This window comes from Parageobacillus sp. G301 (assembly GCF_030268025.1).
Classification (GTDB): Bacteria; Bacillota; Bacilli; order Bacillales; family Anoxybacillaceae; genus Parageobacillus_B; species Parageobacillus_B toebii.
The window spans coordinates 275,103-290,325 of the sequence record NZ_BSDB01000002.1; the positions used below are offsets into that span (position 1 = coordinate 275,103).

General features: G+C 35.5%; 16 protein-coding genes and 2 pseudogenes. All 18 read left to right on the forward strand.

Going from position 1 to position 15,223, the window contains the following annotated elements:
• The first annotated feature begins 31 nt into the window (after positions 1-31).
• The 18 genes and pseudogenes from QSJ37_RS10090 (at position 32) to QSJ37_RS10170 (ending at position 15,221) form a co-directional block, all read left to right on the forward strand.
• Positions 32-1,078 carry a glycosyltransferase gene (locus QSJ37_RS10090; RefSeq protein ID WP_285755032.1) on the forward strand — a complete coding sequence of 349 codons (1,047 nt, stop codon included), beginning with the start codon at positions 32-34 and terminating at the stop codon, positions 1,076-1,078.
• A 741-nt stretch (positions 1,079-1,819) separates the two neighbouring features.
• The gene (locus tag QSJ37_RS10095) at positions 1,820-1,960 is read left to right on the forward strand and encodes a helix-turn-helix domain-containing protein (protein ID WP_285755033.1); all 141 of its coding nucleotides are present in this window, start codon (positions 1,820-1,822) and stop codon (positions 1,958-1,960) included.
• 582 nt (positions 1,961-2,542) lie between these two features.
• Positions 2,543-3,868, forward strand: coding sequence for an O-antigen polymerase (locus QSJ37_RS10100; RefSeq protein ID WP_285755034.1), 1,326 nt, complete (start codon positions 2,543-2,545; stop codon positions 3,866-3,868).
• A 262-nt stretch (positions 3,869-4,130) separates the two neighbouring features.
• Positions 4,131-5,270 carry a glycosyltransferase family 4 protein gene (locus QSJ37_RS10105; RefSeq protein ID WP_285755035.1) on the forward strand — a complete coding sequence of 380 codons (1,140 nt, stop codon included), beginning with the start codon at positions 4,131-4,133 and terminating at the stop codon, positions 5,268-5,270.
• A 117-nt stretch (positions 5,271-5,387) separates the two neighbouring features.
• Positions 5,388-6,346: pseudogene (gene galE, locus QSJ37_RS10110) on the forward strand (UDP-glucose 4-epimerase GalE).
• A gap of 101 nt (positions 6,347-6,447) precedes the next feature.
• Positions 6,448-7,065 (forward strand): sugar transferase, encoded by a 618-nt coding sequence (locus tag QSJ37_RS10115; RefSeq protein ID WP_285756099.1) that lies wholly within the window; start codon positions 6,448-6,450, stop codon positions 7,063-7,065.
• A gap of 5 nt (positions 7,066-7,070) precedes the next feature.
• Positions 7,071-7,697, forward strand: coding sequence for an acetyltransferase (locus tag QSJ37_RS10120; protein WP_285755037.1), 627 nt, complete (start codon positions 7,071-7,073; stop codon positions 7,695-7,697).
• 57 nt (positions 7,698-7,754) lie between these two features.
• Positions 7,755-8,903 carry a DegT/DnrJ/EryC1/StrS family aminotransferase gene (locus QSJ37_RS10125; RefSeq protein ID WP_285755038.1) on the forward strand — a complete coding sequence of 383 codons (1,149 nt, stop codon included), beginning with the start codon at positions 7,755-7,757 and terminating at the stop codon, positions 8,901-8,903.
• Between the two features lie 77 nt (positions 8,904-8,980).
• Positions 8,981-9,145, forward strand: a complete 165-nt coding sequence (locus QSJ37_RS10130) for a YwzD family small protein (protein WP_285755040.1) — start codon at positions 8,981-8,983, stop codon at positions 9,143-9,145.
• Between the two features lie 15 nt (positions 9,146-9,160).
• Positions 9,161-9,307, forward strand: coding sequence for a LytR family transcriptional regulator (locus QSJ37_RS10135; RefSeq protein ID WP_285755041.1), 147 nt, complete (start codon positions 9,161-9,163; stop codon positions 9,305-9,307).
• A gap of 36 nt (positions 9,308-9,343) precedes the next feature.
• Positions 9,344-9,709, forward strand: coding sequence for a VanZ family protein (locus QSJ37_RS10140; RefSeq protein WP_352177099.1), 366 nt, complete (start codon positions 9,344-9,346; stop codon positions 9,707-9,709).
• 434 nt (positions 9,710-10,143) lie between these two features.
• Positions 10,144-11,334, forward strand: a complete 1,191-nt coding sequence (locus tag QSJ37_RS10145; protein WP_285755042.1) for a DUF7380 domain-containing protein — start codon at positions 10,144-10,146, stop codon at positions 11,332-11,334.
• Positions 11,335-11,438: 104 nt separating this feature from the next.
• Positions 11,439-11,954 carry a DUF4209 domain-containing protein gene (locus QSJ37_RS10150; protein ID WP_285755043.1) on the forward strand — a complete coding sequence of 172 codons (516 nt, stop codon included), beginning with the start codon at positions 11,439-11,441 and terminating at the stop codon, positions 11,952-11,954.
• A 510-nt stretch (positions 11,955-12,464) separates the two neighbouring features.
• Positions 12,465-13,011: pseudogene (locus QSJ37_RS18070) on the forward strand (transposase).
• A 181-nt stretch (positions 13,012-13,192) separates the two neighbouring features.
• Positions 13,193-13,345: a hypothetical protein gene (locus QSJ37_RS18075; protein WP_483313606.1), complete on the forward strand. Its 153-nt coding sequence runs from the start codon at positions 13,193-13,195 to the stop codon at positions 13,343-13,345.
• On the forward strand, positions 13,297-13,695 hold the full coding sequence (locus QSJ37_RS10160; RefSeq protein WP_285755044.1) for a DUF6932 family protein: 399 nt from the start codon (positions 13,297-13,299) through the stop codon (positions 13,693-13,695). The genes QSJ37_RS18075 and QSJ37_RS10160 overlap by 49 nt, the downstream gene beginning before the upstream one ends.
• A complete protein-coding gene (locus QSJ37_RS10165) occupies positions 13,667-14,617 on the forward strand; it encodes a hypothetical protein (protein ID WP_087960299.1) in 951 nt (316 codons plus the stop codon). The genes QSJ37_RS10160 and QSJ37_RS10165 overlap by 29 nt, the downstream gene beginning before the upstream one ends.
• Positions 14,618-14,774: 157 nt before the next feature.
• Entirely contained in the window at positions 14,775-15,221 is a 447-nt protein-coding gene (locus QSJ37_RS10170; RefSeq protein WP_081189993.1) for a hypothetical protein, read from the forward strand.
• Positions 15,222-15,223 lie beyond the last annotated feature (2 nt).

A 15,223-nucleotide genomic window follows, 5' to 3' on the forward strand; every position in this document is an offset into this window, starting at 1 on the left:
AAAATGTTAACAAAAAGGGGAATGACGAGAATTGAGAATTGCCTATGTAATAGCTGGAACTTTTGATAAAGAAAGTGGAGTAGCAAAAAAAATATATAATCAAGTGAGAGAATGGGAAAAACAAGGGAATAAGGTAAAGTTATTCTGTTTTACTAAAAGAAAGGTTACTAATTTATTTCATTCATTAGATATTGAAATTATAAAATTTAGTAATTATGTTAGCTTCGTTTTAAATCCTTTTTTGTACAGAAAAGTATTAAAATTCCAACCGGATATTGTTTATTTTAGGCAATATCCTTTTACTTTTTCTTTTTATTTTCTTTTTAAGAAGTTGCCTACAGTAATTGAGTATAATTCTGATGATGTAGAAGAAACAAAGTTAACATTTAATTTTCCTGTCAGAGTTTTTCATCTATTAACAAGAGAATTAATTAATAGATCTGCAATTGGTTTTGTAACCGTCACATATGAACTTGAAAAAAAGTTGAAGAAATATAATAAACCAATTATTACAATTGCCAATGGGATAGGTAGTAATACTTTAAAAATAGAAAGAAAGATAAATTATAACAATAAAATTAATGTGTTATTTCTCGGTTCACCTAATCAGCCATGGCATGGGGTAGATAAAATATATTATTTGGCATCTAAACTTCCAGATGTAGACTTTCATTTAGTAGGCATCATGGATAAAGTAGCATTAAATAATGTTCATACATATGGCTACTTGAGTTTAGAACAATATGCAAAAATAGTAGAAGTATGTAATGTAGGAATTGGAACATTAGCTTTACACAGAAAAAAGATGAATGAAGCCTCCCCTTTAAAAGTAAGAGAGTATCTACACTTTGGGTTACCAGTAATTATTGGTTACGAAGATACAGATTTTATTGGAAAAGAAGAGGATTTCATATTAAAAATTCCTAATAATGAGGAAAATATTAAAGATAATATAAATTTAGTCTCTGATTTTATTAGGAAGTCTAAGCATATAACTGTTGATAGAAGAAAGATTGCTCATATTTATTTTTCTGAAAAAGAAAAGAAAAGGTTAAAGTTTTTATCTTCTTTATTGTGAAAAGATAAAGTTAGTACATTTTGTGTTGCTAAAGAATTGGGTGAGTCACCGTATCACAGTTTTTCATTATTTGGAAATATTGCAACTTAACTTAAAATACTATCATGTATGGACATCATGCAATGGTTTCTTTATTTGGTGTAATCAATGAAATATGCGATTGTCAGAAAAAAGTAATCCAACGCATATACAAGCTTTTGTGTTAGATTTTGAGTAAAGTTTTATCTAAAGTTTAATGTACATCTTTTTCTTCATCAAGTATTACTTAGAAATTTGAGTTGAGTAGCCTTCAAGATTTGCTGAGACTTTTATTCGGTACGTACTATATAAATGTAACTTAGAGTTTCAACCTCGGTATAACATCGGTTTATTTAGCTGATATACTGTTTCTAAAGAAACGAACGAAAAAGGAGCGGACCTATGCAATGAAGCGATTGAAAGTAACCAATACCCATAGACTCACAGTTTACACCTTATGGAAAGAAGAACGTCAAATTAAAGATGCTTTTGGCGTCAATGTGTGACCGCCGTTCGTTTGGTCAGGAAGGATATCTTGGAAAAGAAGTTGTAGCGATGCTAGATCTTCATCGGCAGCCTGTGTCTACCTATGTACCCTTAGGAGGACTTGAAAAATTACTCTATAAAAAACTCCACCTCGCGAATCTCCGTATCTGACGGAAGAACGACAATGTGAGTCAAAAAACATGAACTCCATAGTATTCTTTTGAACAAGGACTCGGAATGGCAACTTCTTGGGATGCACGCATTGTTCAAACATGGCTTCGGAACCAATACGGGGTTTCCATGACTCAGGTAGGCGTGAATAAAATGCTTCATCGCCTTGGTTTTTCCTATATCTGTAAGACCTATACGTTAGCGTAAGGAGACGAGTAAAAGCCACGGGCATTTGTGCAAGAGATGAGATGGTGAAAAAAACTCATGACTGATAACATGTTTTTCCTATATATCGATGAGACGCGCATGCGCTCGTATCAAGCATTACGAGTCACATGGGCGGAAGTGGGAAAACAAAAACAAATTCCTATGTATGGGCATCATGCCAGTGTTACTCTGTTTGGCACTGTGAAGTCCTCAACGGAAAGGTCATCGTCGAAAAAGCACTTACTTGCAACATGACAAGCAATCAAGGGAAACATGTACTTTTAGTGTTAGACAACACTCGATTCACCATGGCAAACGAGTGAAAGAATTTTTGGATGAACATGAAGACCATAAATCTGATCGAACGCCTCTAGAAATGGCTAAAAGAGTCAGTCATTGCCAATCGGTTTTATAAGGATGTCCATGACATCGAACAGTCTGTGGGCAGTTTTTTAGAGTACATCGAACATCATCAACAGGAAGTTCTTCAGTGCTTAGGTTGGTATGTTGCTTGAGAAGTCGAAATGTTAAGTTACATTTATATTAATGGAGAATTCTATACTTGAAAGGGGGAACTTGCTTTTGTTGTTATTTTTGAGCATTTTGTTTTTAATATATTCTCTTTTCATTTCATTTAAAATTAATAAAAAATTTTATCCTAAAGGTATTTCTCCTACACTCTTATTTACGGTAGCATCAATATCCTTTATTAATATAGGGTATATATATTACTACGTAAAATATTCAGAATACTACAGTTGGGTAGGTAAACCATTATTAGTTACTAGTATGGGATTGTTTATTATTTGCGTTTCATCTCTTTTTCATCATATAATTTTTTCTAATAGTTTACCAGTTAAAAATAATGTTAGTAACAAATATGAGTATAAACTAGAAAATTATAAAATAATATTTTTGATAAGTTTATCTGTTTTTATCTTCGTGCTTATTTATTATATTTTACTTGGATATATACCTTTATTTGCGGCTATAAAAGAATTAGTATCAGATGGATTAAAAAATGGATTGATGAATACCAAAAGAGTGGCAAGAGATATTTATATAAATAAGGATGCAAAATATATCCCATTACAAGGATTTTTTGAACAAATGAGGTATTATGGATTACCCGTAGTTATTTTCCTGAATTTATTTTATTTAAAGAAAACAAAAATAAGCCATGTGATGATAGCCGTTTCTATTCTTTTAATAATCTCCTCGGGGCAAAGGTGGCCATTGATGTATGCTTTAACAGGAGTATTTGTTTATTATTCATATACAATTAATAATCAGAAGAAATTTCTAAAAACATCTATCAAAGTTTTTGTATTAGCGTTGTTAGCAGGATGTGTGCTCTCAATTTTATTAGGGAGAAATTTGGAACATACAGATATAGGTATGTTTGGTACTATTTTTTTTGGTTTAAGCGATTTATTAACGAGAATAGCTACTGGAAATGTTGAAATTCCATTTTTTTCCTACAGTATAATTCCTTACGAAGTAGATTATTTCTATGGTTGGACATGGGTTCAAAACTTGATAGCTTATTTTCCAGGACCATATCCTAGTTTCCCAGTTGATTTCTACAAATTGGTTACAAAAGATCCGATTGGATATACTGCACCTCCAGATTTTTATACTGAGGCATACATTAATTATTCGTGGATAGGTGTAATATTCACTTGTTTTTTATGGGGGAGTGTATTATTTTTTATCGGAAGAAGTATTTTGTTTGTGGAAAATAATATATTTAAATTGAGTTACAAAGTTCTAATTATTACATTGATTGCATTTTCTGCTTTTTCAGGTATTATGTTCATATTTGGCGGTATAATTATAATTATATTTATAGAGTTAATAAGAATATTAATTAATATTATAGTAAAAGATAATCCTTCATCTCCATAATAGATTTTTTTGTAATCCCCATAATAATTATAATATGATAAGTGGACAGGATAGGAATAACAATAGTAATGAGATTATTTAACTGGTAAATGTTTTTATAAAAAGAGTAACAGTGTTACAAAATTAGAGTAAAAAGTATGAAATCTTTAAAAATGCATAACTGCAAATTTAGTAAATAACGATGAAATCCATACTATCGAAGTAACTAAGCATAGGTAAACGTAATATCAATGTTATATAAAAACGAAAGTGGTTGATTATTATGTTAGAAAAAAAGAAGGTTTTATTTTCTGCTACTGTTTATTCTCACTTAGCAGCATTTCACAAACCATTTATAAAATTATTGCAAGACAAAGGTTATGAGGTGCATGCGGCTGCAAATCCAGATCATGGACGTAAAGAAGAAATTGAAGAGATGGGAGTCATTTGTTGGGATATTCCCTTTTCTCGATCGCCTTATCAGTTGTCAAATTTTAAAGCTATGATAGAATTGAAAAATTTATTTCAAAAACACTACTTTGATTTAATCCATGTCCATACTCCAGTTGCTTCTTTTTTAGTAAGATATACAGCAAAAAAATATAAACAAGGACCTGTTCTTTATACGGCCCATGGATTTCACTTCTATAAAGGAGCCCCCATTCAAAACTGGCTTATCTATTATACGGCTGAAAAACTAGCGAGAAGATGGACTGACGGTTTGATAGTGATGAACAAGGAAGATTATGATAACGGAACAAAACTTGGGTTTAAAGAAAATGAGTCTTTGTTTTTTACACATGGAGTAGGTGTATCTTTTGATCAATATTCCGTTAGTACTGATTCTAGTGGCTATATTCGCCAACAATTAAACATCGCAGACAACGATATTGTAATTACATATATTGCAGAGTTAATTGAAAGGAAAAACCACATCTACCTATTACGCAATTGGGAAAATATTCTGAATAATTATTCGAATGTTCACTGTTTAATTGTTGGAACAGGAAGAAGAGAAGAGGATTTAAAAAAATATGTAGAGCAAAATCAATTAAAAAATATTCACTTTCTGGGATTTAGAAAAGATATTCCGGAAATCTTATCACAGTCAGATATTGTAACTTTGCTTTCTTTTCATGAAGGTTTACCTAGATGTATCATGGAAGCAATGGTTTCTGGAAAACCGCTAGTTGTAACGAATGTAAGAGGTTCAAGAGATTTGGTGAAACATGGGGTAAATGGATTTGTAGTCGACTTAGAAGATGACCAATCTTTAGTCGAGTCCTTTGCCAAATTGATTAACGATAAAAATTTACGGGAACAAATGGGGAAGTCTTCTTTTAAAGAAATTCAATCCTACAACCTTGCAAATGTTCTTAATGAAATGCAAGAAATTTATTCACATTTTATTGATAGAAATTAGATAGTGAGAAACAGAATTGTTTAATTAAAAAAAGATTTCAATTCATGGAGGAACAAAATGACAATCCTTGTAAAGGATGGTACCGGTTATATCGGTAGCTATACTTACTTATGTTGAATTGTTAAGCACACTGGATATGACATTGTTGTTGTTGATTCGTTTTGTAACAGTAAACTGGAAGCGTTAAAGTGAGTCAGTGAGATTACAGGAAAGGAGTTTTCAGTCTATCATATTGATTTATTGGAGAAGAATCAACTGGACGAAATATTTTCCAACCATTAGATTGATGCGTTGATTCATTTTGTTGGATTGAAAGCTGTCGGTGAGTCGGTAGCGATTCCACTTCGCTACTATCATAACAATATTACCGGTACGTTAATGTTATGTGAGGTAATGCAAACTTATGGTGTGAAGAAGATCGTATTTAGTTCTTCGGCCATAGTATACGGAATCCCAGAGTGTGTGTCGATTTCTGAGGATTTTCCACTCTGGGCAACGAACCAGTATGGACGAACGAAACTGATGATTGAAGAATTTTTGCGTGATCTGTACGTGTCTGACAGTGAATGGAGCATTGTGCACTTATGTTACTTTAATCCGATTGGTGCACATCCAAACGGGCGAATCGGTGAAGACTCAACTTAATGCTTTATATTACGCAAGTAGCGGTAGGAAAATTAAAAGATCTTCGCGTGTTTGGCAATAACTATCCAACGGTAGATGGTACTGGGGTTCGCGATTATATTCATGTTGTTGATTTAGCAATCGGACATGTGAAAGCATTGGAAAAAGTAATGAACACAACGGGAGTAGAGGCGTATAATCTCGGCACAGGACGGGGGTATAGCGTCCTTGAGCTTGTATCGGCTTTTGAAGAAGTAACAGGCATCAAAATCCCGTACAAAATCATCGGGCGTCGTCCAGGTGATGTAGTCATTTTTTATGCGGACCCTACTAAAGCAAAAGAAGAGCTAGGTTGGGTTGCTACTAGAGGGATTGAAGAAATGTGTCGCGATGCTTGGCGGCGGCAATCGAATAATCCAAATGGGTATGAAAGCGTGTTATTAAAAAAATAAGTACATGATTTTAAAGGGAATGGCTGTATGATAAAAGTGAAAGAGTTTTTATCGTTTGGTTTGTTTGTCAGGCTTAACTTTTACTTCAAAGAAACGAGGTGATAACTATATTAAAACGAAGTTTTGATTTCGTCGTTTCTTTCATCGCGTTAATCATTTTATCACCAATCATGTTGGTAACTGCGATACTGGTTCGCTATAAATTAGGCTCTCCCGTTCTCTTTAAACAGCAGCGTCCCGGGTTGCACGGTAAACCTTTTTATTTATATAAGTTTCGCACAATGACAGATGAACGAGATGAAAAAGGAGAGCTATTACCTGATCATCTAAGATTGACTCCATTTGGGCAGTTTCTTCGAAAATATAGTCTTGATGAATTGCCACAGCTGTTTAATGTGTTAAAAGGGGATATTAGTCTCGTAGGGCCTAGACCATTGCTTATGGAATATTTAGAGCTGTATACACCAGAACAAGCCCGTCGTCATGAAGTAAAACCAGGGATAACTGGTTGGGCTCAAGTCAATGGGCGCAATGCGATTTCGTGGGAAGAGAAGTTTGAATTAGATGTTTGGTATGTGGACCATCAATCGTTTTGGCTCGATTTAAAGATTCTTTTTCTTACCGTGATTAAAGTGCTTAAATCCGAAGGTATCAGCCATGAGGGACATGTTACCATGGAAAAATTCACTGGCACTAAAAATGAAAAAAAGAGTGGATGATGTAGATGAATCCGATTGTCGTCATCGGCGAAGGTGGCCATAGCAAAGTGATCCAAGATATTATCTTTGCGATGGGGGGCTACCAAATTATTGCGATTTTAGACGATAAATATAAAGATGTTCATAATCGCGATGGAGTATTATATGGTCCGATATCTGTCGTTTCGAGCATTATAGATAGAGATCGGAATACGAAGTTGATTATCGCTATCGGAAACAATCAAGTACGCGCCGAAATAGTAAAGCGGATTGGTGTTGATAATAAAAAGTTTGCTACATTAATTCATCCTTCCGCCATTATTAGCCCTTCTGCACGCATTGGAGAAGGAACTGTGATTATGCCGAATTGTGTGGTGAACGCAAATGCGGAAATCGGTAAACATGTCATTATCAATACAGGGGCGATTGTAGAACACGATAATCGTATAGGGGATTATGCCCATATTTCTCCTAACGCTACTTTAACAGGAAACGTTGCGGTTGGAGAAGGAACTCATATTGGTGCGTCTGCGACGATTATTCCGGGAATAAAAGTTGGTAAGTGGAGTGTTATTGGTGCGGGTTCAACGGTAATTCGGGATATACCAGATTTCAAAAAAGCAGTCGGATGTCCGACTAGACTGCTAGATTAGTGTTATAATTTTTTATTAAGGGAGATTATCAACTTTAGCATATAAGGATGATAGCGAATGACTAACAAATCTCGAATTTTTCTTTCCCCTCCTCATATGAGCGGGAACGAACAAAAGTACATCAATGAAGCGTTTGAAACAAACTGGATTGCTCCGCTTGGTCCGAATGTCGATGCGTTTGAAAAAGAGTTGGCGGAATATGTAGGTTCAAAAGGAGCGGCTGCGGTTAGTTCGGGGACAGCGGCGATTCATCTTGCGTTACGGTTGTTGAATGTCCAACAAGGGGATAAAGTTTTTTGTTCTTCGTTGACGTTTATCGCAAGTGCCAATCCGATTTTGTATCAAGGAGCGGAGCCTGTTTTTATCGATTCGGAGCCTGATACGTGGAATATGTCTCCGTTGGCGTTAGAAAGAGCGATGGAAGAGGCGAAGAAGGAAGGCAAGCTTCCGAAAGCGGTGGTTGTGGTTAATTTATATGGTCAAAGCGCGAAGATGGATGAAATCTTAGCGATTTGCAATCACTATCAAGTGCCAGTAGTGGAAGATGCAGCGGAGTCGCTTGGTTCTACATATAAAGGAAAGAAAAGCGGTACGTTTGGGAAGTTTGGCATTTATTCGTTTAACGGCAACAAAATTATTACTACCTCTGGCGGAGGAATGTTGGTTTCCGATGATGTCGAAGCGTTGCAGAAAGCTCGTTTTCTAGCGACTCAGGCACGCGATCCAGCTCCGCATTATCAACACAGCCAAGTAGGATATAACTACCGCATGAGCAATATCGTCGCCGGAATCGGCCGGGCGCAGTTGGAGGTGTTGGACGAGCGGGTGAAAGCAAGACGCGCCATTTTTGACCGCTATGTGCAAGCGTTAGGGGATATCGAAGGCGTCCACTTTATGCCGGAATTGGAAGGTACGATGTCGAACCGCTGGCTGACGACGTTGACAATCAATCAGCAAGCGCTTGGCGTGACACCAATGGATATTATCAACGCGCTTGCGGAGGAAAATATCGAGGCAAGACCTGTATGGAAGCCGCTTCATCTGCAGCCTGTGTTTAATGGGGTAACGTATTATCCGCATCAGGAAGGTTGGAGCGTTTCCGATGAATTGTTTGCCAATGGCATTTGTTTGCCATCTGGCTCTAGCATGACCGTTGAGGAACAAAATCGGGTCATTGACGTCTTTATTAAAGCGATAAAACGATAAATAATTGTTTGCAAGCCTCCTGTTGAAGCCGTTCAGCGGGAGGCTGCATTTATTTTTTTGATTTGGAGGTGACTGTTGTGACGGAGAAAAAGCCGCTACAACTAGAAACCGAGCGTTTCAAACATATATTGATCAAAGCGTATCAACGAGGGGAATTGTCCACCAATATCACCGCAAAAGATATGGTTCAGGAGCTAGCACATCAGTTAAAACAAGTTTTTTTTAAAGAGGATAATAAGTAGTATTGGGAGGTATGTATGCCATCATTTCAACAGCTACCAAAGTCCGTGAAAAAAACGATTCGCTACATTCTTCAAGATGTTCAGTCGTTAGAAAAATTGGAGTGGATGGAAAAAACGATTCACTATATTATATTCAAAAACGAAAGAAGGAAAAGGAATTAAAAAAGAATGATTCGTTTAAACAGATTAGGTGATGGTATGAAAAACAAATTTGTTCTTTGGATTCTTGTCTTCACATGGTGCGGGATGATTTATTATTTTACGGAATCTTCCATGTTTACTGGTACGAATACGGCAAGTTGGATTAGTGAAATCGTACAAAAGCTGCAATTAGGGCATGTCAATCATATCAATGATGGGTTTTTGTCATGGAATTACATCATGCGTAAATTGGCGCATCTTTCGGTGTTCGGTCTGCTTGCGGTGCTTGTGTGGAGAGCGTTAGATCCGCGGCGGTTTGCGATGATTGGTGCGTGGGTGTTTGCCGTTATTTGTTGCGCATGTTTGGATGAATGGCATCAGTCGTTTCAGCCGGGAAGAAGCCGCTTGTGTCCGATGTTGTGATTGACGCGTGTGAGGTGGGAATTGCTTTATTTGTTGTGTGGATTTTATTTATGAGAGACATGTTCTTAAGTGTGATAAAGATTACGAATTCCCTCTATGTTTTGCATCATGGTTAGATCCTCTGCTTCCTCTTCTAGCTATACCCGCTGTATCCATTCCATTGGTTAGTTTTTCAACAACTACACCCTAGATGCTCAAAGATTTCTTTTTTGGATGTTCGATTATTCATGGTTCCATTTTTCCATTGATGTGGTTCATTGTTTTGGAAAAGTGGATGATGGCTTCGTACAGAATATTGCGCGGCTAGTCGCAAGAAACAGGCGTATAAAAATTTTTTTATGATAAAATTTTAGATAATTCAGATAAAAATATATGGTAACCTGCCGACTTGTGAATGTAATAATAACTGCTGTAGATGAAAAGGGGGAGTATTTATGGAAGAGTATAAGGATAAAGTAAAACAACTAGAAAGGATTTCTTACAGTAAATACTTAAGTGAGTTTGCTGGGGAATTTAAAAAGATAAGAGATTGGGCTAAGGAGAAAGGCCTAGTTAGATTTGAAAAGATGGCTCAGTATGAAATTGAGGTTCTTTCTCTCCGTGACCAAACACCGATTGTTAAAATCAATGATAGAGGAAGATTTATTCCTATGATCGAATATAAAGATGGAACAAAATGGCCTGATATAGAGAATTTTACCGGTGAACAAATAGCATATTATGAACAGCGTCTAGAAGAAACGGAAAACGTATTTTTAAGGGCTAGATACGCTGACTTTCTGTTTGAACATGGTGATAAACACGGAACTAAAAATAAGTATGAAATTTCTAAAATACTCTTGCCATCATTGCTTGAAATAGCCGAAAAGCATTTAGATAAAGGTAATTTTTATTCGTTTGTTTCTGATCTGGCAAGAGCGGTTGAAGTTTCTTTGAAAATGGGAAATAAAGAATGGATTGAGATTGTACTCAAAAAAATAGAGAGCACTTTACACATGTTTGATAAGAACAAAGACTACAGATGGACATTGGAACTGTCTAGGCTGTTAAGAAATATCTTAGGCAGCAAGTTATCAAATTTAGTTGATGAAAATATTGTGTTGTTGTGTATCCAATTACTAAACAAAAGGAGAAAAAGTTATTGGGATAATAAGGAATATGCCGATCATCGCATGTTTTGTAAAGAAATCATCCATTGGAAAAAGTTGAAGAGAATTAGCAATGAAGAGGAACAACAATTGCAGGTGGAAATCGGACAGTCTTTTGAGGAAGAAGCGATACATCAACAAGGTAGAGAACAAAAGAGTAGCATGGTAAAGGCCCATTTTTATGAACTAGCGATGAGGCATTATGCGAATATTGGAAGGACAGATAAGGTTGAAGAAATGAAAATACTTATAAGAAAAGCGTATAAAGAATGGGAAGAGAGTGACGAATTATCTGTTGTTTCTGTGGAGGTTCCAATCCCTACTCACGAAATAGAAAATATGATGCGAACTTATCTTGAAGTAGATGTAGCAGAATCGATAGACATGATAGCGAAGCCAATTGATTTTATCCCTGATATTAATAATGTCGAAAAACTAACGAAGGAACTGATGACTGCTTACCCCTGTATCATTTAGTAACTAAAGGATTAATAGATGATGAAAAGAAAGTCGCTGAAGCTAAAAATGATGAGGAGTCTTACCAATGGGCTTTCTCACAAAATTATATGTTGCATTTACAAATGGTTTTAAACATGGTTCTTGTCCCTTTATTTGATAAATTAATGAATGAGAGAGGACTCACATCAGAAATAATAATAGATAAAGTTTTTGCATGGCCATTAATGAGCGAGAAGAATAAACCGTTTGTAGAACTGGGAATAAAAAAATTTTTTGATGGAGACTATGTTAGTTCCATTCACATATTAGTCCCTCAATTCGAGTCCACCCTTAGACGAATGTTTGCAGCCGCAGGATATGCGACTACTTCGATCAAAAAGTCTACTGCACAACATGAAGAAACATTTAACGAATTTTTGAACAGAGATGATATAAAAGAGGCTTTAGGGGAACGCATTCATAAATTGATACAAATGGTAATGGTAGATCAGATGGGGATAAATTTACGTAATAAAGTGGCTCATGGATTAATTACGTTTGAACAGTGCACGAAGGGTCTTAACTTGTTAGTAATCTACTTATTTTTATTACTGACCAATTATTCAGTGGTCAAAGAAGAAAATAATGCAAGTGAGTAAATTTTTTGTATAGGTTTCAATCATTGGGCGATGATTTAACGCCTGCTTTGAAAAAAGATTAAGTCCAGGAAATTGTGTAAAAAGAAAACGGCAAAAAGCGATTTTATTTTCCGGTGATCCAAGTTCGCTGTACTGATAGTGGAATTTTACACAATATTTAATATCGGTATTTATGAGTTATAATGTAAGAACATATAAATCATCACACGGAAACCGCTTTAAAACATCACTAAGCCTTTGTAGCTGTAGGCTTGGATCTCCATCTAAGAATCCTATATATCCATAATCACTCATAGATACACGCGTGAAGTATGCCCAAATCGCTTCTCAACCCTTGATATATAAGGGTTGAGAAGCGATTCCTAGTAAGTGTCTAACTCGGGGCAGTCGTTTCTTCGAATTTTGTCGAAGTGTTGAGGTTGAGCGGCAGAGGTGTATAGGATTATAATCATATATAGAACGAATGTTCTTTAGAGGGCGAAGTGAATGAGATGAGCAAGGCGAACATGGGTGCCTCATCAGTTTTACCATATTGTGTGTCGCGAGAATCGCCGTGATCCGTTGTTTCAAGAACCGAATGATTTTCTCGCTTTTTTGCATATCCTCGGTCAGCTTCATGAAAAAATTCCGTTTGAAATGGCTTCTTATTGCCCTCATGACAAACCATTTTCATTTATAGCTACGCTTACAACACGAGCCCATTTTGAAAATTATTGGCGCTCATTAATAAGCGATATGCCAGTTACTATAATACACGCTACTGCTTGACAGAACATGTGTTCGAAAAATGCCATGTCAGCAAATTCATTGACGATGATAAAGGAATGTTGGAAATGAGCCGTTACATTCATCTGAATTCTGTCGAAGCCCGTATCGTGCATGTACCAGAACATTACCGCTGAAGCTATTTTTATTTGTACATGGGTTCAAAAGTTTCTCCACCATCATTTATGAATATCGATGTGCTATTACATTATTTTCTCGGTACTACAGCAGAACAAAAGAAAAATATGTGAGGTTTGTAAAAGAGTGCGATTCCGTCTGTTCAAGTAGTTGATCACAATGGTAACAAGAGGTATATTGGTAGAACTGTGGGATAGCAATATGAAATTAAAACTCAATTGTCTTTGTTTGTTAAGTGAGCTAAAATTCAAGATAAGCAGCAATGATTCGATTCGGTTTACTTTTGACGAAGGAAGTGAAAAGTGGTGCAGGATTTTTTAGAAGATGGGAACTTAATGCCTGGGATACACGAATATACATGTAAAGAGTTTGAAGAGCAATTTGTACAAAACTTCCCTCATTCCGAATCGCGTCCTGATATCTATGAAAAGTTTTGTATATGGATCAGGAAATTGGTGAAAATGTTACCACCTCGAATATATGGTTAGATGGTAGCTTTTTAACGACGAAGCTGAATCCTAACGATATTGATTTGGTCGTTTTTTATCGTCCGGAAGATATAGAATCTAAAGAAGTATCAGAGGTGTTAGACAACTATATTCATCAGATATCCCGACAGTACCGTTGTGATGCATATTTTTGTCTAACATTGGAACACTATCCTCCAGAGGTTAAAGCTGGGATATCTGGGAATGTTGCTATAATGCAAACTTATTGGATGGGACAGTTTGGTTTTGACAGAAATAGAAAGCCTAAGGGGATTGTTGAAATACGTCGTGAAGAATTAATGAAGTTAGGAGGTGTTACTCATGATGTCGCCTCAAGATTGGATGGATAGAAAAATTCGGGAAACGGAATCAATCATAAAAGATACGAAAGAGCAACTTTCTGTATTAGATATTCCTGATTATGTGCAATCATTACAAATATCATCTTTTAAGCGGCGCCTTGAAGATCTTAAAAAAGTAAAAAAAGAAATCGAAAGGGTTTCGAACAGAGAAGAAATGGTATTAACAATGCATCCCCCTAATTTACCAAGCGGAAAAATATCTGTACGTGCTTTTACTTCAGTATTAAGTGGTTTACAAAATTTATCGGATAGCATTGCAAATACTCTCTTTAATCAGCCAAGTGAAAAAGGAAAAATACCTCAAGATATTCTTGAGCAAAATGAGTTTATCTTAAGAGAAACTAAAGCAGGATCTTTCAAAGCTGTTTTGGAAGTTAAGCATCCGGAACAGCATACACTTGATGAACCAATGCAATCGCAAATAATAGGTGAATTGTTTAAATTATTAGAATCATCTGATGTGCCAGATCAACTAGCCGAATTGATTTCGCAATTAGGACCAAGAACTTTAAAAAACTATATTGAGTGGACAAAATCCATTAAAGAATTAAATACATCGATAGAATTGGAATGGACATCACTATACAGATCACCATCGCGTATATCATTAAATGTAGAAAAAGCAGGGCGGATTTTTAAAACTCTTAGCGATTTTTCTAATACGACAGAAACAGAAATAAAAATAATAGGCAGATTAACTGGTGCGAATATAAGAATTAAAAATTTTGAAATTGTAACCGATGAAGGTGAAAAAATTACAGGAAGAATAAGCAAAGATGCATTAAAAAAGATTGAAAATTTGGGTCTTAACAAAAAATGTGAAGCCGATTTACTAAAAGTTACTGTTATCGGACCGGCAAATCGGGAAAAAGTATCTTGGACTTTACGTGATATTAGATTATTATCGTAGAAATTGACATTTACTTTTTTAATTTTAGGCAGTACAAAGAAAACTGCCATTTACAATCTTGGCAACGGCTTAGATTTATTCCGTCAAAGAAGTGATGGAACAGAGAATATTTAACATTTCATTTATATATCCTTTAAAAAAAGAAGGTGAACTTTTTATGAATCAATTTCAGATAGGATTTACAAATGGAAAATCGGACTTATCTATTGGGTTTGATACAAATATCTTGCTCGATGCGATATACAAAAGTATTCAAGGAAGTCCACTTTCTTCATTAGAAGTAAACTCATTATGGCAAGCTAAAGATTTCCTAGAATCAATTGTCCAATTTTGCAATGGAACCCATAAAATGAGTACAGCAGGTATATCAGGGGGGGAAGCATTTAGCATATACGTAAATGCTCTTGAGTTTGAAGGTACTGTAGAAGATATCAAAAAGTCTGTATCAGAACATATTAAAGTTTTAAATGAGCTTGAGAAAGGAAATACAGCAAATGAAGATGATGTAGGCTCAATCGTAGATGTTTTTCAGTCCATTTCTAAATATTTAAATAATGAGGTCTTAAGTTTTACCTCAAGTAATATCGGGGGTTGGAGAATTTAAAT